Source organism: Rhodococcus sp. ZPP (assembly GCF_017656075.1).
Classification (GTDB): domain Bacteria; phylum Actinomycetota; class Actinomycetes; order Mycobacteriales; family Mycobacteriaceae; genus Rhodococcus_F; species Rhodococcus_F oxybenzonivorans.
The window spans coordinates 33,885-53,247 of the sequence record NZ_CP058641.1 but is presented as its reverse complement, the minus strand read 5'-3'; the positions used below and the strand labels follow the sequence as shown (position 1 = coordinate 53,247).

Sequence of the window (19,363 nt, the reverse complement as noted above, 5' to 3'; positions counted from 1 at the left end):
TGGCCGTGCTGCCCGTGTATGAAGTGGTGGCCCGCGACTGGACGGCGACCGATTCCGCCGCACCGATCGCGTTGATGCTGCTGCCCGTCCTCGTCCCGCTGCTCGTGGCGGGGGCAGCCCTGGCCGGGTGGCGGCGACGTCTCGGATGGATGACGGTCGGGGCGAGCCTGGTGATCGGACTGGGCGGTGTGGCCGCCGCCGTGATCACCTCCGACGGCTCGACGGTGACCGCCGGACCGCTGCGCGCGGACGCCCTCACCGCGGTCATGCTCCTGATCATCGGCGCGGTGGCCGTCGTGGCCACCTGGGCCGGGATCTACCACCTCGACGCGCACCAGCGGGCAGAACGCAGCACCGAGCAGCAGGTTCGGATCCACGGTGCGGGGGTGCCGCTGTTCCTGGCGGCGGCCGCCCTCGCGGTACTGGCCGGTAATCTCGGGCTGCTGTGGATCGCGATGCTCGCGATGACCGTGGCCACCGCCTTCCTGATCGGATCGGCCCGCACCCGCGCCTGCTGGGAAGCGCAATGGAAATACGTGGTGATTGTCTCGATCGGTCTCACGTTGGCCGGACTGGGAACGGTCCTCGTCCATGTCGCCGCGGCACACGGGTCGATGATCGAACACCGTTCGCTGGACTGGGCCTTTCTCTCCGCGCACGCCGCCCAGCTGGACCCGGGAGTGCTGCGCATCGCGACACCGCTGTTGCTGATCGGGTTCGGAACCGCAGCCGGGCTGGTTCCCCTGCACAGTTGGCTGCCCGATGCGCACGGCCAGGCCCCGGCCCCGGTCGCGGCCCTGATGTCGGGGTGCCAGTTGCCGGTGGCGGTGTACGCGTTGCTCCGCTGGAACCGTGTGGTCGCGGCCGGGCTGGATACCGGATTCCTGCGCGCACTGCTCATCGCGGTTGCGCTGGCGTCGCTGCTGTTCGCGATGTCGATGGTGGTCGCCCAGCGGGACTACCTGCGGCTGCTCGCCTATTCGAGCATGCAGTACATGGCGTTGGCGGTGTTCGGACTCGCGATCGGCACCCCAGTCGCGGTGGCCGCGGCCCTGCTGCATCTGCTCGGTCACGGTCTCGGCAAGGCCGTCCTGTTCTGCGGGGCCGGCCAGCTCACCGGCCCCGGCGGCAGCACCGAATTCGATGATCTGCGTGGCCTGCTCAGCCGTCACCCCGCCGCGGCCGGGGTATCGGCCCTCGCTCTGGCCGCCCTCCTGGGCTTTCCGCCCTTCAGTCCCTTCGCCAGCATGCACTCACTGCTGAACGCCGGCATGGACTCGGGACTCCTGGCGGCAACGGCGGTGGTGGCCGCCGCCGTGGTGGTCCTCTTCATCGCGGTCGCCGCCCGGGTAACCCCGATGTTCTTCGGTTCCGCCGGGCAGTCGGCACAGCCGGTTGTGACCGGGCGGGCGCAGAGCGTGCCCTTGGTGCTGGGCCTGATCGGGTTGGCCCTGCTCGGGGTCCTCTCGTTCCCGCTGCACGATCTGCTGATGACCGCAGGCACGTTGGTGGTCGAGCGATGACCGGCAACCTCCCTGAGCGCTTCCCCATGAACCTGCGCAGCAACCGCGGTACCCGCGCTGTCACCGCCGACGAGCTGGTCCCGGTGACCGAAACTCTTCTGCGGCACGGTTTCCGGCTCACTCTGGTTGCGGCGCACGAAGATGCGGACGAGTTCCGGATCGTATACCTGTTCACCGCCGGCCAACCGGACCGGCGGGTCGAGGTGGTGCTGCGGACCGGCAAGACGACCCCCGTGATCCCCACCCTGGCCGCGGCATCGTTTCCTGCGGGCCGGTTCGAACGCGAAATCCGCGACCTCTACGGCATCACTCCGGAGCACCATCCGCTGGCCCGTCGACTCGTGCGGCATCAGCACTGGCCGCAGGGCTGGTACCCGATGCGCGCCGATGCCGGATCCGCTCCCGATTTTGCCCCCGCGGACGAGCCCTACCCCTTCGTCACCGTGGGCGGGCCGGGCGTGTACGAGATTCCGGTCGGACCGGTGCACGCCGGGCTCATCGAACCCGGCCACTTCCGGTTCTCCGTGGTGGGGGAAACCATCCTCAAGCTCAAGGTGCGACTATGGTTCACGCACAAGGGCATCGAGAAACTCGCCGAGGGCAGGAGCCCCGAAGACGGGCTGACCCTGGCCCAACGCATCTCCGGCGACACCACCATCGGGCACAGCCTCGCCTACAGCCTCGCCGTCGAGGACACCGCCGGATGGGAGGTTCCCACCCCGGCGGTGACCCTGCGGGCGATCCTGCTCGAGATCGAACGCATCTACAACCACGTCGGCACCCTCGGCGGCCTCTGCAACGACGTCGGATACGCCATCGTGAACAGCCACGCGATGAGAGTGCGTGAACAACTCCTGCGACTGGGCGCCGAAATGACCGGACACCGGCTGATGCGGGGCGCCGTCTTCCCGGGCGGTGCGCAGGTCCGCACGCTGCCCGATCGGGCGCAGCTATCGGCAATCGCCGCGGACATCGACGCGATCACCGACCTGGCCCTGCGGAACAGCATCGTGCGTGACCGGTTCACCGGCACCGCGGTCCTGGCCGCGCAGTCCGTCCGCGACCTCGGCGCACTGGGCCCCGTCGCGCGGGCCTCCGGTGTCGACCCCGACGCCCGCCGCGATCATCCATTCTTACCCGATACCGCCGGCGTCGGATCGGCGACCCAGACCGCAGGGGACGTGATGGCCCGGTTCCTGGTGCGCGCCGAGGAGGTCACGCACTCGATCGAGTTGCTGCAGCGCCTGCTTCCGATGGCAGCACCCGGCGTCTTTGCGGGTGCACGCCCCTCGCTCGCCGGCCCGGGATCGGGAGTCGGACTGGTGGAGGGCTGGCGTGGCACCATCGCGCATCGGGTGGAGATCCGCGACGCCGCCCTGACCCGCCTCAAGATCGTCGATCCCTCGTTCATGACCTGGCCGGCACTCCCGGTGGCCCTCGCCGAGACGATCGTGCCCGACTTCCCACTGACCAACAAAAGCTTCAACCTCTCCTACGCGGGAAACGATCTGTGATCGAGGAGATAGGTGTGATCGAGGAGATTGGACGAGCAATCTTCTATCGGTATCTCTCCGCCACCTCTTCGTAACGGCAGACTGCACGACAGCGACAAGTCGTACCTGGTGCACAACACTTCTGACCGGCGGAGAGACAGAAGACTTCTGCACGGATCAAATCCGCGAACGGGGGAGTGGTCAGAAACTGGAACGTGCCATGTGGTGTCGGGGGGTGCCCTCCCTATTGCCTCACGTCAAGATGCGCGCGAAGTCTGATTCGTTGACTGACCCGAAAATCCCCTTCACCACGGGCGTACGTCGGTGACCCGGCGTAGCTTGTGGAGCCGGGTTTTATTGTGGCGGTGTTGGCTTCGGTTAGGCGGCGGTGTCGTCGATGAGTGCCTTGCCGTCGCGGATGGTGATCTTCTGGCCGGTGAGCGCTTGCAGCTGGGTGGCCAGGCTGCGGGCTCGGCGCTCGGCGTTGATCCGCGATTGGAAGTGGCCGGGCCCGAGATCGGTGAACCGCGCGGTGGGGTCGGACAGCAGGTGCCAGGCGGCGATGAGCGCGCTGTTGCCGGTGGCCACGACCGCTTTGGGCTTGCCGCGGCGTTTGGCCAGCCGCCGGTAGCGTTCACCGAGGAAGGTGTCGGTGCGGGACAGGCTGAACACGATCCGCCCGACGGTGCCGGCGATCCACGGGTTGCCCTTGCCGCGGCCTTTCTGTTTGGACCTGCCCGCCGACTCGTGCACCTGGGGGCAGGACTTGGCCCACGACACCAGATGCCGCGGGGTCGGGAAGCGCCTCATATCGACGCCGATCTCACCGATCAGTTCGGCGGCCGCGATCGCGTCGACCCCGGGCAGGTCGCACAGCCGCGCCGCCTGCCCGGAGAAAGGGGCGATCGCCACCTCGATCTGGCTGTCGAGTTCGGTGATCTGGGCACTGATGCGGTCGGTGTTGTCCAGCATCATCCGCAGCATGGTCGCGTGGTGGTCGGTGAAGAACCCGCGCAGCGCCTCCTGCAGTTGGACGGTCTTCACCCTGGCCCGCCCCTTGGCCAGCGTGGCCAGCGAGTGCGGGTCTCGCCGCCCGGCGACGAGCGCTTCCATCATCGCGCGGCCGGAGACGCCGTGGATGTCGGTGAGCACCGTGCCGATCTTGATCTGGGCGTCCTCGAGCAGCTTCTCCACCCGCTGCCGCTCCCGGCTGCGGTCGCCGACCAGGGCCCGCCGGTACCGGGTCAGATCCCGCAGCCGCCGGATCTCGGGCGGGTGCACCAACGACGGGCGGCACATGCCCCGCTCGGCTACCTTCGCCAACCAGACGGCGTCGAGCTTGTCCGTCTTGGCCCTACCCGGGGTGTTCTTCACTTCCCGGGCGTTGACCAGCCAACACTCGAAGCCCTCGGCCTCGAGCAGGTAGTACACGCCCTTCCAGTAGTCGCCGGTGGCCTCCATCACCACCCGCTCCACCCCCCACTGCCGAAACCACACCGCCATCGCCAGCAGCTCGGCGGTCGTGGTCGGGTACTCGCGCACCTCCTGCATCCGCCGGCCCGGCCTCGACCGGTGCGGCACCCGCACACACGCCACCAGTGCGGCCTTGCCCAAATCCAGCGCCGCGATCCGCTCCACGTGCAACTCGACCTCGTCGACCTCTTCCATTGACCTCACATCCTCGAATCGTGAACCAACACTGGCGGTGGCCGCCCGCAGGAGCCGACAGGGATCGGGTGTGAGTCGGACCCTCGTGCTCGTAGCGACATTGCGCGGCCCCACAACACGGCTCCCAGGATCAAGCTGACCGACGGGCTCATCCGCGCCAAGAAGACACCGACCTAGCCGAGCGGCCGCACCGATTTTCCCGCATGCGCGGCGTCCCCGGCGGGACTGTCCGGTAATCGGTTGATCTGAGTCTGGCCGACACGCCGAGCTTTGCTTGGCGGGAAGGCGGAATCATGACCGAGACACTCGATCCTATGGATCAGACGAAGATCGATCACCAGAAGTTGGCGCAGCAACTGCTGGCGCAGGCCAAGGCGGACGGCGTGGAACTGGTCGGACCGAACGGACTACTCAACCAACTCACAGCGAACGTGCTCGAAACCGCCCTCGAAGCAGAGATGGAAGAGCACCTCGGCTACGAAAAACACCAGGTCGAAGGGAGGAACGGAGGGAACTCCCGCAACGGCAGACGAGCGAAAACGGTGCTGACGGAGATCGGACCGGTCGAAATCCAAGTACCCCGTGATACCGATGCCTCGTTCGATCCACAGATCGTCAAGAAACGACAGAGACGGCTCACCGGTGTCGACGAGATCATCTTGTCGCTCTCATCGAAAGGCCTCACCACAGGCGAGATCGCCGCCCATTTCGACGACGTCTACGGCGCCTCGGTGTCGAGGGAGACGATCAGCAAGATTCCCCCGAGCACTGCGTGCAGGGAGGTACCCCCACCGACAAAGTTCTCGCGGAGATGGCCGAATGGTCCGTCCGGCCCCTGGACCCGGTGTACCCGGTGATCTTCATCGACGCCATCCATGTCAAGGTCCGGGACGGTCAGGTCACCAACCGGCCGATCTATGTCGCGATCGGCGTCACCGTGAACGGGGAACGCGACATCCTGGGACTATGGGCCGGTGACGGTGGTGAGGGATATGGAACGCGCACAGGTTCCTTTCCGGAGTTTCGTGCTGCTGCCTGAGGTTTTCCCACTGATCGGCGTGTCGTTGATCTTCGAGGTGTAAGCCCGCAAGTTAAGGTACTGCCATGAAACCCCAGGTGTGAGGAAGGTGTGCGGTGGGTGACGGGCGACTGCGGGTGATCCCGGGCGAGGTCGCGCCGGTCGTGGCGACGCGAGATCCGCTGCGGTTCCAGGCCGAATGCGTGGAGGCGTTCGTCGCGTCGTGGACCGTGCGTGGGTTCGCGGACTCGACGATCGCGAACGATGTCGGTGTGCTGGAGCGGATGCTCGCGGGGCTGGGTCGGCCGGTGTGGGAGGTGACCGCCGCCGATGTCGACCGGGTGGTGGGCGAGCTGGCCAGCTCGGGCCGGGCGGTGTCGACGCGGCGGAACTATCTGCAAGTGTTCAAGGGGTTTCACCGGTTCTCGAGGTCCGCAAAGCGGCGGAGATCGAGGCAGCGTTCGGGGTGCGGCTGGCCTGTCCGCTGGACGAGTTCAACGCCGCGCGCCACGTCAGCGACGACGCACCGGCCGCGGAGGCGCCGCCGGCGCCGGAGCGGGTGGCGGCGTTCTTCGAGTTCCTCAAGGCGCGGATTGCGACCGCCCGCAAGTACGGCCCGGCCGCCCGGGACTATGCGTTGTTCCGCACGCTGTATCACGCCGGGCTGCGCGCCGAGGAGGTCGTGATGCTCGACCGCGGTGACGTGCACTTCGGGCGCGGCACGTTCGGCAAGCTGCATGTGCGGTTCGGGAAGGGCGCCAGGGATCCGGGCCCCGGCCCCGGTGGGTGCCGATGTTGGACGGGCTGGATCTGGTTCTGCGTTGGTATCTCAATGACGTGCGTGGCCGGTTCCCGGACAGCTCGGTATTGCTGTGCGACGAGTCCGGCGGCCGGATGGCCGCGGCCACGATCCGCAACCGGCTGCGGCACCTGATGGGTGTGGAAGGACGGCCGGAAGCGGAGTGGTTCAGCCCGCACGCGATGCGCCGTGCCTGCGCCACCCACAACTACGAGCGAGGAGTGGATCTCGTTGCTATCCAACAACTCCTAGGCCACTGGACGGTCGCGTCGACCATGCGGTACGTGCGCCCGTCGGAAACGTTCATCGAAGACGCCTACCAGCGCGCGATCTCGTCGACGCTGACCGAGTTGACCGGACAGGAGTGAGCATGCAGATCAGGTGGAAACTCCGGATGGCCGCCGCTCAACGCGAGGTCTGGACCGGCACCCAGCTGCAACGGTTGCTCGCCGAGAAGGCCGGATTAGAACTGTCCTCGGCGTCGGTGTCGGCGTTGTTCACCAAACAACCCAGCCAACTCAAGCTGACCACCCTGATCGCGCTGTGCACCGCCTTGGACTGCACACCGAACGACCTGTTCGACATCGATACCACCCCAGTCGCACAACCGATCTCGTCGAACCCGGCCAAGATCGCGGCGAACGACACACAGGCGTCGCGGCGAGGCCGGTCGATGCCGCCGATCTGAGCATGACCCGCCGGATCCGGGACTGCCGCCGCTGCGGTCGCGCGGTCGGCAAACCCGATCGGGACCTGTGTGCACGCTGCCACTGGGCGGCCTCGCACGCTCCGGCCAAACATCGTTGCCCAGGCTGCGGTGCCGACCGGGTGCTGCAGCCGGGCACCGGTCGTTGCGTGCGCTGCTCGCGCACCTGCCGACAGTGCCAGGCCCCGGTGTTGTTCGTCGACCGTGACCTGTGCAAGGAATGTCTCCGACGTCAACGGCGAGACGCCGATCGAGCCGACTGCCCACGCTGCAGCAAACGCAGGATCTTGCGATCCGACACCGGCTGGTGCGGCCCGTGTTCACATCCGGGCCGGCCACCAAATCCGGATGCGGCCTGCGTCGACTGCGGCCGGGTCACCCGGCTCTACGGTGCCGGGCGGTGCCGATACTGTTGGGAACGCTCGCCACACAGGATTGCCGTCCGCGCGGCCAATCTTGCTGAAACACTGAATACTCCGCCAGGCTGGCTGTGTGCCTTCGCCGCCTACCTGATCGGCCGCCATCACCCCAGCCGCGCGTGCGCCATGCTCACCCGACTCGGCAAGCACCTGACCAACGATGCCCCGGTGCATCCGCAGGTACTACTGGACGCTGTCGCCACCGATGTGCCCCTCGCGCGGGCCCTCGAGGACTTCCTCACCACGAGCAAGCTGGCTCTGCCGCCGGACCGGGACGAACGCCGCGCCGCCGTCCGCCGACAGTCCCGCATCGACGCGGTCCCCGCACCCCTGCAACCAGCCGTGGCCGGATTCGCCGAGCACCTGGTCGCCGGCCGCGACCGCGCCCGCCGCACCGGCACCCAGCCCCGCGGGCACGCCACGCTCGAAGCGCGCTTGACCGCCCTGCGCGACTTCACCGAGTTTCTGACCACCCGCCGCGGCAAAACCGACTGGGCCGTCGTCGATGTCGGCGACGTCGAAGCGTTCCTGCACGCGCATCCCCGCCGGCGCTCCTTCTATCTGACCGGAGTGCGGCAGTTCTGCCGCTACGCGCTGCGCCGACGGTTGCTGCTCATCGACCCCACCGCAGGGGTGCAAGCGCCGCAGACCATGGCATTCCGCGGACCGACGCTTCCCGTCGACCGCCAGCGCGAATTGTTCCGGCGATGGAGCACCGACCCCGACGTGCACCCGCACGAGGCGTTCGTCGGGCTGGCCGCCCTCCTGCACGGCGCGACCACCCAGGACCTGCAGCACCTCACCGACGACGACATCGACCATGACCAGCGCCGCATCAGGCTGGGGCGTCGACCGCAGCCCACTCCGTTGGACCCGTGGACCTGGACCGCGCTGCACCGCTGCCTGCAGCACCGGCGGAACCTGAGCAGCAGTAACCCCCATGTGCTGATCACCATGCAGACCAAGGCCACCCGCACGGCCGCCTCCGACAGCTACGTCAAGCACACCCTGCGCGCGGTCGATATCCAACCCAGAATCCTGCGCTCCACCCGGCTGGTCGACCTCGTCGGCACGGTCGACGCCAAACTCGTCGCCGCCGCTTACGGCATGACCAACGAGGCCGTCATCGCCTACCTCTTCGACCACGTCGACACCGCCCGCCTGGCGAACCCGTGACAGTTCAGGCGCCACCTCGCACACGTTCGCGCGAACATGTGCGCTTTCGCGAAGTTTTGGCTCGCCGTCCTCACCGAGCTCAAGCATCGGGGTGTCGCCGATGTGTGCATCGTGGTGTGTGACGGATTGAAGGGTCTGCCGGACGCGATCACCGCGGTGTGGGATCGAACGATTGTCCAGACCTGTGTCATTCACCTATTGACTGAACTACCGCCGGAGTTCTTGCAGGTCATGGCCGGTGCGGATACGGTTCGTTGCCATGATCGAATCCGATGGCAGTCCGCGGGATCTGGCCGCGCTGGTGGTGGGTCGCCGGGGTTCACTGATGGAGACCGGCGAGGGGTGGCAGCCGTGGCGGCTGCTTGATCCGGACGGAGCGCCGGTCGCAGCAGTGACCGCATTCTTCAGCGACTTGAGCGCAGCGGGCCGATCGGCGGCGACGCAGCGGTCGTATGGGATGGCCTTGCTGCGCTGGTTCCGGTTTCTGTGGGCAGTCGAGGTGCCGTGGAACGAGGCGACCCAGGTCGAAGCCCGGGACTTCAGCATCTGGATTCGATCGTTTGACAAGCCGAGTCGGCGAGAGCGCGCGCCGGAGCCGAAACCAAACCCTGTGACCGGCAAGGTCGGTCCGGGACGCAAGTACGCGTCCTCGACCCGAGCGCATTCGGAAACGGTGCTGCGCAGCTTCTACGAGTTCCATCGAGAAACTGGCAGCGGACCGATGATCAACCCGTTCCCGTTGTCGCGGGGGCGAAGCCGGGATGGTCGCGCGAATGCGCATCATAATCCGATGGAGCCGTATCGGCGTGAACGCTCGGGGCAGTATCGACCGCGGCTGGTGCCCCGAATCCCGCGCAGCATTCCGGATTCGTGCTTCGATGAGCTGTTCGTGCGACTGGGATCGCATCGCGATCGGGCGTTGGTTGCGTTCTGGGTCTCCACCGGTACCCGCGCGTCGGAGCTGCTGGGCTGCAAGAGAGCCGACGCCGACACGGGGCGACAGCTGATCACTGTGGTGCGCAAGGGATCACGGGTGCTGCAGCAGGTTCCCGCATCACCTGACGCATTCGTGTGGTTGAGGCTCTACCAGCAGCAGATGCACGGCCTGGTGTCCGCCGGAGGCGATGACCCGTTGTGGTGGACGCTGCGCAAGCCCTTTCGGCCGTTGACCTACCACGCGGCCCATCGCATGTTCACTCGGGTCAACGCGCTGCTGGACGCGAATTGGACGCTGCACGACCTCCGTCACACCGCTGCCTATCGGATGGCGCGTGATCCCTCGATGCCGATCACCGATGTCCAGTGGGTGCTCGGCCACGCGTCGCTGACCACGACGCAGATCTATACCAACCCCGTCCCGGAAGACGTGATCGCCTCGGTGCTGGCCCACCACGTCCGCCGCGCGAACCCAGACGACCAACAACGTGCCGGCGACGACACGTCAACCCAGCGATACCGACCCGAGTCGCTGGACGTGCTGTTCGGCAGAGGCGTCCGGTGATCGAGCCGTTCATCGCCGCACCGCCGCCGACCAGAGCCCTGCCCGATCCACGCTATAAGCCGTCGAGTCTGCAGACGGTCCCTCAGCTGCTGCACCAGTTCCCACCGCGACCGCTGCCGGTGAGTTGGGACGCGACACGGGACTCACGGGGCGAGGTGCTTGCGCGGGCACTTGCGCAGCCGCTGCTCGACGCCGACCGGCACGAGCAGTCACGACATCACCGTGGTCTGCTGGCGGTGCTGGATTGGCTGACCGAGTTCGCCGGCGTCACCTGGCAGGAACGGTTCCTCGACAGTATTGAGGCGCCTGCGGATAACCAGGGCTGGAAACACGCTGCAGCGCACTGGTGGTCGAGCACGCGACCAGAACCGACAACCGTCAAGAACGGCATCAATATGATAGCCATCGGCACCGCCTCGTTGATCTGCGCGGACGTGCTGCGGCCCCCGGTGGACTGGTTGATGAGCCCCAGAACGCCGAAAAACCTGGCCATGCGTCTGGAGCAGGCGCGTGATCCGCACGGGTGGGCGGCCTTGCGCGCAGCCTGCGACGCTGACCCGGCCGGGCGCTCCACGAAGACGAGGGCGCAGTGTCGGATCGCGGTCATCATGGCCGCCAAGGGCGGCACAGTCGCCGACATCACCGTCGGCGACTGCCTCGAGTTGCTGCAGGCCATCCAGCGGATCGGGGGCGGCAAGACCACCACCAGCGGCTATTTCTATCACTTGCTGCGCACCATCGGCGTCCTCGGCGCAGACGCTCCGTCCACGGTGCGGGTGTTCGGCACCACCGGGCAGGTCAGCGTCGAACAGCTGATCGACCGATACGGCATAGCATGCCGCCCCGTCCGAGACCTGCTGGTCGACTACCTGCGCGAACGCCAATCCACTGTCGACTACGTGACCCTGCAACGACTGGCCGGAACCCTGGGCAAATTGTTCTGGGCCGACCTCGAACACCACAACCCGGGCATCGACTCGCCGCGACTGGCCCCCGAGGTCGCCGCGGCCTGGAAGCAGCGCGTCCTCACCCGGGAGTCGGGCCTGTCCACCCTAGCGATGGTCCGGGCGTTCTATCTGGATATCGCGCAATGGGCGATGGAAGAACCCACACGATGGGGTCCGTGGGCAGCGCCGTGCCCGATCCGCAGCGACGAAATGTCGCGGACGAAAACCCTGCGGCAGCGCAAATCCCGCATGGATCAGCGCACCCGCGAACGACTTCCTGTCCTGCCCAACCTTGTCGCCGCCGTCAACACCGAGCGACGCCAGGCAGCAGAGTTGCTCCACGCAGCCCAAGCTGCTCGCCCCGGCGACACGTTCACCGCAGCCGGGCAGACCCTGCGCCGCAGCTTCCTGGCCGCCCGCGACGGTGGCGCGAAGATCTGGTCCGAGGATCCTACCGGCGGGCCCCGACTCGACTTGACTTTCCAAGAACACCAAGCGTTCTGGGCATGGGCAGTAGTTGAAGTGCTCCACCACACCGGGCTGCGCATTGAAGAACTCTGCGAGCTCAGCCACCACAGCTTCGTCCAATACACCCTGCCCGCTACCGGAGAGCTCATCCCGCTACTGCACGTCGCGCCGTCGAAGACCGACTGCGAACGGCTGTTGGTCATCAGCCCCGAGCTCGCCGACGTCCTATCGGCCATCGTCTGCCGTGTCCGCGGCGACGACGGCGCGGTTCCGCTGGTCGCCGCCTACGACTACCATGAGAAGGTCTGGAACCCGACGATCCCGCTGCTCTTCCAGCGGCACTACGGCGGCGAACGCCGCCCCATCACCCCACCGGCCGTCCGCCGACTGCTCAACGCGGCGCTGGTCAAAACCGCTCTCACCGACACCACCGGGCAACCACTGCGGTTCCTGCCGCACGACTTCCGCCGGATCTTCATCACCGACGCCATCATGAACGGCATGCCACCTCACATCGCCCAACTCGTCGTCGGCCACCGCGACATCAACACCACCATGGGCTACAAGGCCGTCTACCCCGAAGAAGTCATCACCGGCCACCGCGCCTTCCTTGCCCGCCGCCGCGCCCTGCGGCCCGGCGAGGAATACCGCACTCCCACCGACGCCGAATGGAACGAGTTCCTTGGGCATTTCGAGCACCGCAAGGTCGCCCTCGGAACCTGCGGGCGCGCATACAACACGCCCTGCATTCATGAGCACTCCTGTCTGCGCTGCTCGCTACTGCGACCGGACCCCCAGCAACGCGGCCGACTCACCGAGGTCCGCGACAACCTGCTCGCCCGTATCGACGAAGCCCACCGCGAAGGCTGGCTCGGCGAAGTCGACGGACTCCGCATCAGCCTCGCCGGAGCCGAACACAAACTCGCACAACTCGGCGAACTCACCACCCGCGCAGCTACCGTCCACCTTGGACTACCCCACTTCTCCCACCTCGTCGGCCGAACGGTCCGATGACGAACAGATCCCAAGCAAAACGGTCGTAGTTCAGAGAACATCTGCTCCGTAACACGTTTCGGTACGCGTCCCGAAGATATTGGGAGGAGATGTCACGGGATCTGCGACCGATCTATACCGCTGCCAACGAAGCTGCGGCGCGGGAGCGGTTCGACGAGTTCACCGGCAAGTGGGGCTCGCGGTATCCGGCGATCATCCGGCTCTGGCAGAACGCCTGGGCGGAGTTTATTCCCTTCCTCGACTAACGACGTCGAGATCAGGCGAGTCATCTGCTCGACGAATGCCATCGAGAGCCTCAATGCCCGGTACCGGCGGGCGATCCGGGCACGCGGGCACTTCCCGACGGACCAATCGGCGCTCAAGTGTCTATATCTCGCGACCCGGGCACTGGACCCGACCGGGAAGGGCAGAGCACGATGGGCAGTGAGATGGAAGCCGGCACTGAACGCATTCGCGATCACGTTCGAAGGCCGGCTCACCCCAAGTGAGAACTAAACCGATGTGCCAGATCCAGATCCACCGAATAACTGATAGTCCCTCCCCGGCAGGGGACCCCGGAGCTGACCCGAAAATAACGTGGTGAGTGGGCAGGCGACAGCACCCGGCGGAGCTTGCGGAGCCGGGTCATGTTGTAAGACGGTGTATTTGGCTATGCGGCGGGTTCGAGGGTGACGTGGTAGCCCATTGCGGTGAGTCGGGCGATGTGGTTACGCATCCTGCGTTCGGTGTTGATGCGGCTGGTGTGATAGTCGGCGCCGAGGTCGCAGAAGCGGGCAAACGGGTCGGTGAGCAGGTGCCAGACGATGACGAGGAGGGAACGGGCGACCGCGACCAGAGCTTAAGCTTGCCACGGTGTTTGAGAAGGCGTCGGTAGCGTTCGCCGAGGAAGGTGTCGGTTTTGGCGGCCACGGCGGCGGCCTCGCCGAGTGCGCCCTTGAGGTACGGGTTGCCCTTGCCGGTCTTGCCGCCGCGGGTGACGGGCCCGGACTGGACGGTGCGCGGGCGGAGTTTCGCCCACGAGACCAGGTGCGCGGCGGTGGGGAACTGGGTCATGTCCAGGCCTATTTCGGCTCAATGTCATCCTGGAGAGGTCCGGTGGGATTCGTTCGCTATTTCGCTGCCCCGGCTCGCGGGCTGGTGGCTTGTCCTGATGTGCGGTCCCACCCGGCCCGGAGGGTCGTTCGTGTGGCCTGATAGAAGCCTGCCGCTAATGCCCGATTGAGGCCTGCCCGCGAACGCACCGATCCGACGCCCAATAGCCCATCAACCGGATTGGAGTCGCCAGTGTTCGTGATCGGAGTCGACGCCCACAAATCCACCCACACACTTGTCGCTGTCGACGACATCGGCCGTCAGGTCGGGCAGCGGACCGTCAAGGCCACCACCGAGGGTCATCTGTCGGCGATCGAGTGGGCCGCTCAGTGGCCGCAGGTGCAGTTCGCGCTCGAGGACTGCCGCCACGTGACTCGGCGGCTCGAATCGGATCTGCTGCGCCGGGGCCACGCGGTCGTGCGCGTCAAGACCCAGTTGATGGCCCTGCATCGGCGTAGCGCCCGCCAGCCGGGAAAATCCGACCCCATCGACGCGCACGCCGTGGCGATGGCCGCGCTGCGTGAGGAGAATCTGCCGATCGCCCAACTGGACGAACCCACCAGGGAGGTCAAGCTCCTGTCCGATCACCGACGCAATTTGGTTTGTGAGAGAACGAAACTCGTCAACAGGCTTCGCTGGCACCTTCACGAGCTGGATCCTGAACTGGTGATTCCCGTGCGGGGGATTCGGCGGTACTGCGTCATGGATGAGCTCGCCGAACGGTTGACTGCGTTCACCGGTGTGGTCGCCCAGATCGCGGGCGATCTCCTCGACCGGTGCCGGCAGGTGACCGAGCAGGTCAACGATCTCGAGCGCCAGATCCGTGACCGGGTTCGGCGGATCGCGCCGTCGCTACTCGCGATACCCGGGTGCGGGGTTCTCTCCGCCGCCGTCATCATCGGCGAAACGGCCGACGCTCGACGGTTTCCCTCGAAAGATGCTTACGCGAAGTTCAACGGCACCGCTCCGATCCCGGTCTGGTCGGCCCACGAGCGGGTCCGCCTCAATCGCGGTGGCAACCGTGCCGTGAACTCCGCGCTGCACGCGATCGCCACTACGCAGGTCGCGCGCGGCGGCCCGGGTAAGGACTACGTGGCCAAGCTGCAGGCGGCGGGAAAGACGAAGCGGGAGGCCGTGCGCCTGCTCCGCCGACGTGTTTCCGACCGGGTGTTTCAGGTCCTGCGCACCAACGAATCTTCAATCGAAAACCGTTCACAAGGACCACTTTCGGCGGCGGCTTGACATAGAAGCATCGAGGATGCTCTGCGCCCCGGCCCGGCCGATGCCGGGGATTTCGGCGAGGCGTTCGACCGTGCTCGGCCCGGTGGCCGCGGTTTCGTCGGTCACGACGCCGCCGTCGGCGTCGGCCTGCGCCAGCAGGTGGTCGATGTGGGTGGTGGGGGTGCCGATCTGGCCGGACAGCGTGTCGATCTGATCGAGCAGCATCCGGGCCAGTTCGCCGTGGTGGTCGTCGAAGCGGCCGTGGAGCGCCTTGATCAGTGCCGGTCGTTTGGTCTTCATCCGGCGGCCCCGGGCCAGGTCGGCGAGCCGCCGCGGATCACGCTTGCCCGCGATCAACGCCTCGATCATGTCCCGTGCCGACAGCGTGTCCAGGGTGGACGCCACGGTCGACACCTTGATCAACGCGTTCTCGAGCAGTTTCTCGAGCGGCTGCCAGTAGCGGGTGCGTTCCCGGGTGAGATCGACCCGCAGCCGGGTGTAGTCCCGCAGCCGCCGGATCGGTGCCGGCGGCACGAACGAGGGCCGCAGCAGCCCCTTCTCGGTGAGCTTGGCCAGCCACACCGAGTCGAGCTTGTCGGTTTTGGGCCGCCCGGGCACGTTCTTCACGTCGCGGGCGTTGACCAGCTGCACGTCCAGCCCGGCCGCTTCGAGCAGGTAGTACCAGATCCGCCAGCAATCGGAGGTGGACTCGACGGTGACCTTCTCGATCTCCAACTCCACAGCTGTTCGGCGAGGTCGGTGCCCGCACCGGTGGTGGCCTCCACGTCCCACACCTTGCTGACCCGTCGACGCTGCCGCGGGGTCCGCACGCACACCTTGCCCGACGCCTTGGCCACGTCGATGGCACACACCCGCTCGATCACCAGCTCGTGATCGGCGTCGGGAATTTCTTCCGGCGTCGGTCCGTGTATCGGTTTCGCTCTCACTGCACTTGTCCTCCCATCGAGTCCACACATCTCACGGGGGCCGCCCGGGGGCCTCGGTCAAGGGAACCGAAATTCTGACCGGCGTGCTCGAAGCAACAGTGCGTGACCCTTCCAGGTCGGGCCCCGGCGCCAGGCTCATTCGCGGGCTAGCAGCCCAAGGAAACGTCGGCGTCGGACAGGCGACCCAATGCCATTTTCACGCCTGCGAGGCGTCCCGGGAACGGAACGGGGGGCTCATGTGCAATGTGTACCTGCACCGGCTGGACCGGGCATGGCGTCCCGCATACGGGACGCTGTCCCGTTACGCGGACGATGCGCTGGTGATGTGCCGGTCGAAGGGGCAGCCGGTGGCCGCCTTGGCGCGGTTGACCGCTCTGCTGGCCGACCTCGGTCTGCAACCGAAGGCGGCCAAGACCCGGATCGTGCAGCTGACGGTCGGGGGTGAGGGAGTGGACTTCCTCGGCTTCCATCATCGGCTGGTTCGGTCTCGGGCCGTCCACGGTACCGGTGACGTCGTCTACCTGGCTCGATGGCCCTCACGCAAGGCAATGCAGCATGCCCGAGACCGTATCCGGTTCATGACGATGCGGGCGCGGCTGGCTGCTCCGGTCGAGCAGGTCGTGCAGGAGATCAATCTCTTCCTGCGCGGCTGGGCGGGCTACTTCCGATACGGGAATTCCGCCCACGCCTTCGACAAGATCAGACGCTACGCGTTGATGCGACTGGCCCTGTTCATCGGGAAACGGCATCAACGCGGCCGCGGCTGGGGTTTCGTCCAGGTCTACCGATCACCGGACGAGCTCGGTCTGATCTCCCTCAATGGAATCGTCGTCGCACCCAGGGCACATAAGCCCTGGCGGGAGAAACCGAACACCGCCGGTGAAGGGCGTCGGTGAGCCGTGTGCGGGAGAACCGCACGCACGGTTCGACGGGCGGGAGCTGGAAACGGAGCACCCTGGCCACGGACACGGAGAAGAACACCCCGGAGGGAAACCCCCTGGGCACCAACGGCTCCGCGACCTACCGCCAGTACGTGCCACCGCGCCAGTTCCCGACCCAACCATCCTCCGACGGTCCTCAATCGCCCTTACCGCGGACTTTGCTCGGTACTCGCGACGAAATGTCCAGGACCGACCACGACGAAGGTGGCCGCGGCCGACCCTGCCTTCCGACCGGTGTCGTCCCATGCATCAGCATGGAGTAGCAGCCGACGTCCTTCGCGCTGGGCGACATGTGCGCAGAATGTGTAGGGATGGTGCAGCCGGAACGGCGCTTGGTACTCGATGGTGAGGCTGCGCGTGACGGCGAGCGATCCGACCGTGTATAGGGCGAATCCGAAGAGGTCGTCGAAGGCGAGGGCGACCGCTCCCCCGTGCGCGATGCCAGGGGCACCTACCTGGGCGTCGGAGAAGCGGTGGACCGCCTCGACGCCCGTCGTGGTGCGCACCACGTGCAGATGCAGGCCGGCGGGATTGTTGGGCCCGCACCCGGCGCAGTCCGGGGAGTGTGGTGGCAGCCTCTGGCCGATCTCAACCGTGTCCTGACCGGCGAGGTGCTCCGTCCACCGAGAGATCACTCCCCCATCGCCGGGCACGTTCCCTTCGCCACTGCCGGCGGGCGCCTGCTGGTCGCCGTGGTCGTGTGCTCCCGCCACGCGTGTCACTCCTCTTCTTCCGTCCTGCCTCAAGTTCTTCCAATGGAGCGAGGTTTCTCAGTCTTCGATGACGGCCAGCTCGCCGTCGGCATGCAGGGAGCGCAGGCGCTTCTTGTCGAACTTGCCGACCGAGGTCTTGGGCAACTCGGAGACGAAGCTCCAGCGCTCAGGCAGCCACCACTTGGCCACCTTGTCCTCGAGGAACTCACGGAGCTGAGCAGGCGTGATTTCCCTGCCCTCGCGTACGACGATTACGGCCAGTGGACGTTCTTGCCACTTCTCGTCTGGGACCCCGATCACGGATGCCTCCAGAACGTCTGGGTGGCCGGCAAGCAGTAGCTCGAGCTCAACGGAGGAGATCCACTCTCCGCCGGACTTGATCACGTCCTTGGTGCGGTCGGTCAGCGTTACGAAGCTCCGGTCATCGATCCGACCGACGTCGCCGGTGCGCAACCAGCCGTCCTGGAACTTCTCCCCGTCATCCTCCTCACCGAAGTACGAGCCGGTGATCCAAGGCCCGCGCACCTGCAGCTCACCGACCGTCTCACCGTCGTGCGGCAGCTCGTGGCCCGCGTCGTCGACGATTCTCAGCTCCACTCCTGCGACCGGACGTCCCTGGGTGGCGCGTAGCCGCCATCGCTCCCGCGGTTCGAGCGTGGCGGGCGGACGTGCGATGGCGGCCAACGGGGAGGTCTCGGTCATGCCCCAGGCCTGGACGATCTGGACGCCGTACTTCTCCTCGAATGTCTGCATCAGGTGCAGGGGCACCGCGGAGCCACCGCAGGCGACCAAGCCGAGGGAGGAGACGTCGTGGCCCGGGTTCGACTCCAGGAAGTTCAGGACGTCGTTCCAGATCGTCGGGACCGCGCCCGCGATCGTCGGCTTCTGGGCACTGATCAGCTGCACGAGCGGTTCGGCCTGCAAGAACCGCTCGGGCATGAGCAGGTCGGCGCCAGCCATGAATGCGGCATAGACCAGACCCCAGGCGTTGGCGTGGAACATCGGCACGATGGTGAGGATGCGGTCATCGGAGGTGACCCGGAGTCCGTCTGCGGCGCAGGCCGCCATCGAGTGCAGGTAGGTCGACCGGTGGCTGTAGGCCACGCCCTTGGGGTTGCCGGTGGTGCCGGAGGTGTAACACATGGCTGCTGCAGAGTGCTCATCGATCTCAGGCCAGTCGAAGGTCTCGGGCTGAGCGGATATGAACTCCTCGTAACCCACGACTGTGACCCCGTCGTGGCGCAGCGGGGCGAGGTCCACGTCGCCGGTCACGACGACGGTGTGCACGCTGGTGATCTGCGGCAGCACGGGCGCCAGGAGGGGGGCCAGGCTGCCATCGAGAATCACGACCTGGTCCTCGGCGTGGTTGCCAATGTAGACGAGCTGTTCTGAGGTGAGCCGAGGGTTGAGGGTGTGCAGCACCGCGCCCATCGAGGGCACCGCGCAGTAGGCCTCTACGTGTTCTTGGTTGTTCCACATGAAGGTCGCGACCCGCTCATCGCTCGTGATCCCGCAACCTCGGAGCGCGTTGGCCAGCTGGGCTGATCTCTGTCCGACCTCAGCGAACGTGCCGACCTTCACGGTCCCGTCGGGCTGCAAGGTCCGCACGGTCGCCGAGCCGTGCACGCTCGAGCCGTGGCGCAGGATCGCCGTGGTCGTCAACGGAACGTTCATCATCGTGCTCTTCATGGCATTCCTTTGTTCTTGAGTGCATTCG

At 66.6% G+C, this 19,363-nt stretch carries 13 protein-coding genes and 4 pseudogenes; 12 read left to right on the top strand and 5 right to left on the bottom strand.

The features are described from left to right. Positions 1-5: 5 nt before the first annotated feature. Complete coding sequence (locus HYG77_RS36935) at positions 6-1,523, top strand: proton-conducting transporter membrane subunit (RefSeq protein ID WP_236603717.1); 1,518 nt, start codon at positions 6-8, stop codon at positions 1,521-1,523. Then, positions 1,520-3,037, top strand: a complete 1,518-nt coding sequence (locus tag HYG77_RS36930) for an NADH-quinone oxidoreductase subunit C (protein ID WP_159929421.1) — start codon at positions 1,520-1,522, stop codon at positions 3,035-3,037. Before HYG77_RS36935 ends, HYG77_RS36930 begins: the two co-directional genes overlap by 4 nt. Before the next feature lie 357 nt (positions 3,038-3,394). On the opposite strand, the gene HYG77_RS36925 is transcribed toward HYG77_RS36930, so the two are convergent. After that, on the bottom strand, positions 3,395-4,684 hold the full coding sequence (locus tag HYG77_RS36925; RefSeq protein ID WP_159929422.1) for an IS110 family transposase: 1,290 nt from the start codon (positions 4,682-4,684) through the stop codon (positions 3,395-3,397). Positions 4,685-4,977: 293 nt separating this feature from the next. Here HYG77_RS36925 and HYG77_RS36920 point away from each other — a divergent pair. The 8 genes and pseudogenes from HYG77_RS36920 to HYG77_RS36880 all read left to right on the top strand — a co-directional run. Then, a pseudogene (locus HYG77_RS36920) lies at positions 4,978-5,675 on the top strand (transposase); the annotation flags it as partial. Between the two features lie 143 nt (positions 5,676-5,818). Then, positions 5,819-6,869, top strand: a pseudogene (locus HYG77_RS40385) (tyrosine-type recombinase/integrase). A 2-nt stretch (positions 6,870-6,871) separates the two neighbouring features. Further along, on the top strand, positions 6,872-7,189 hold the full coding sequence (locus HYG77_RS36905) for a helix-turn-helix transcriptional regulator (RefSeq protein WP_208964141.1): 318 nt from the start codon (positions 6,872-6,874) through the stop codon (positions 7,187-7,189). A gap of 563 nt (positions 7,190-7,752) precedes the next feature. Next, positions 7,753-8,802: an integrase gene (locus tag HYG77_RS36900; RefSeq protein ID WP_244461510.1), complete on the top strand. Its 1,050-nt coding sequence runs from the start codon at positions 7,753-7,755 to the stop codon at positions 8,800-8,802. A 48-nt stretch (positions 8,803-8,850) separates the two neighbouring features. Next, positions 8,851-9,003 (top strand): annotated as a pseudogene (locus HYG77_RS36895) (transposase); the annotation flags it as partial. 58 nt (positions 9,004-9,061) lie between these two features. Beyond that, positions 9,062-10,303, top strand: a complete 1,242-nt coding sequence (locus tag HYG77_RS36890; protein ID WP_159929423.1) for a tyrosine-type recombinase/integrase — start codon at positions 9,062-9,064, stop codon at positions 10,301-10,303. Continuing rightward, the gene (locus HYG77_RS36885; protein WP_236603718.1) at positions 10,300-12,732 is read left to right on the top strand and encodes a site-specific integrase; all 2,433 of its coding nucleotides are present in this window, start codon (positions 10,300-10,302) and stop codon (positions 12,730-12,732) included. Before HYG77_RS36890 ends, HYG77_RS36885 begins: the two co-directional genes overlap by 4 nt. Before the next feature lie 38 nt (positions 12,733-12,770). Further along, positions 12,771-13,227 (top strand): annotated as a pseudogene (locus HYG77_RS36880) (transposase); the annotation flags it as partial. Between the two features lie 129 nt (positions 13,228-13,356). Here the strand turns inward: HYG77_RS36880 and HYG77_RS36875 are convergent. Next, positions 13,357-13,785 carry a transposase gene (locus tag HYG77_RS36875; RefSeq protein ID WP_328799863.1) on the bottom strand — a complete coding sequence of 143 codons (429 nt, stop codon included), beginning with the start codon at positions 13,783-13,785 and terminating at the stop codon, positions 13,357-13,359. A gap of 231 nt (positions 13,786-14,016) precedes the next feature. On the opposite strand from HYG77_RS36875, the gene HYG77_RS36870 reads away from it, so the two are divergent. After that, complete coding sequence (locus HYG77_RS36870; RefSeq protein ID WP_159929424.1) at positions 14,017-15,066, top strand: IS110 family transposase; 1,050 nt, start codon at positions 14,017-14,019, stop codon at positions 15,064-15,066. On the opposite strand, the gene HYG77_RS36865 is transcribed toward HYG77_RS36870, so the two are convergent. Beyond that, positions 15,037-15,786 carry a transposase gene (locus HYG77_RS36865; protein ID WP_328799864.1) on the bottom strand — a complete coding sequence of 250 codons (750 nt, stop codon included), beginning with the start codon at positions 15,784-15,786 and terminating at the stop codon, positions 15,037-15,039. The two genes, HYG77_RS36870 and HYG77_RS36865, sit on opposite strands and share 30 nt — an antisense overlap. A 442-nt stretch (positions 15,787-16,228) precedes the next feature. On the opposite strand from HYG77_RS36865, the gene HYG77_RS36860 reads away from it, so the two are divergent. After that, a complete protein-coding gene (locus HYG77_RS36860; RefSeq protein WP_159929425.1) occupies positions 16,229-16,888 on the top strand; it encodes a group II intron maturase-specific domain-containing protein in 660 nt (219 codons plus the stop codon). A gap of 191 nt (positions 16,889-17,079) precedes the next feature. On the opposite strand, the gene HYG77_RS36855 is transcribed toward HYG77_RS36860, so the two are convergent. Both HYG77_RS36855 and HYG77_RS36850 read right to left on the bottom strand, forming a co-directional pair. Beyond that, complete coding sequence (locus HYG77_RS36855; RefSeq protein ID WP_159929427.1) at positions 17,080-17,646, bottom strand: PaaI family thioesterase; 567 nt, start codon at positions 17,644-17,646, stop codon at positions 17,080-17,082. 57 nt (positions 17,647-17,703) lie between these two features. Continuing rightward, positions 17,704-19,335, bottom strand: a complete 1,632-nt coding sequence (locus HYG77_RS36850) for a fatty acid--CoA ligase (protein WP_159929429.1) — start codon at positions 19,333-19,335, stop codon at positions 17,704-17,706. Positions 19,336-19,363 lie beyond the last annotated feature (28 nt).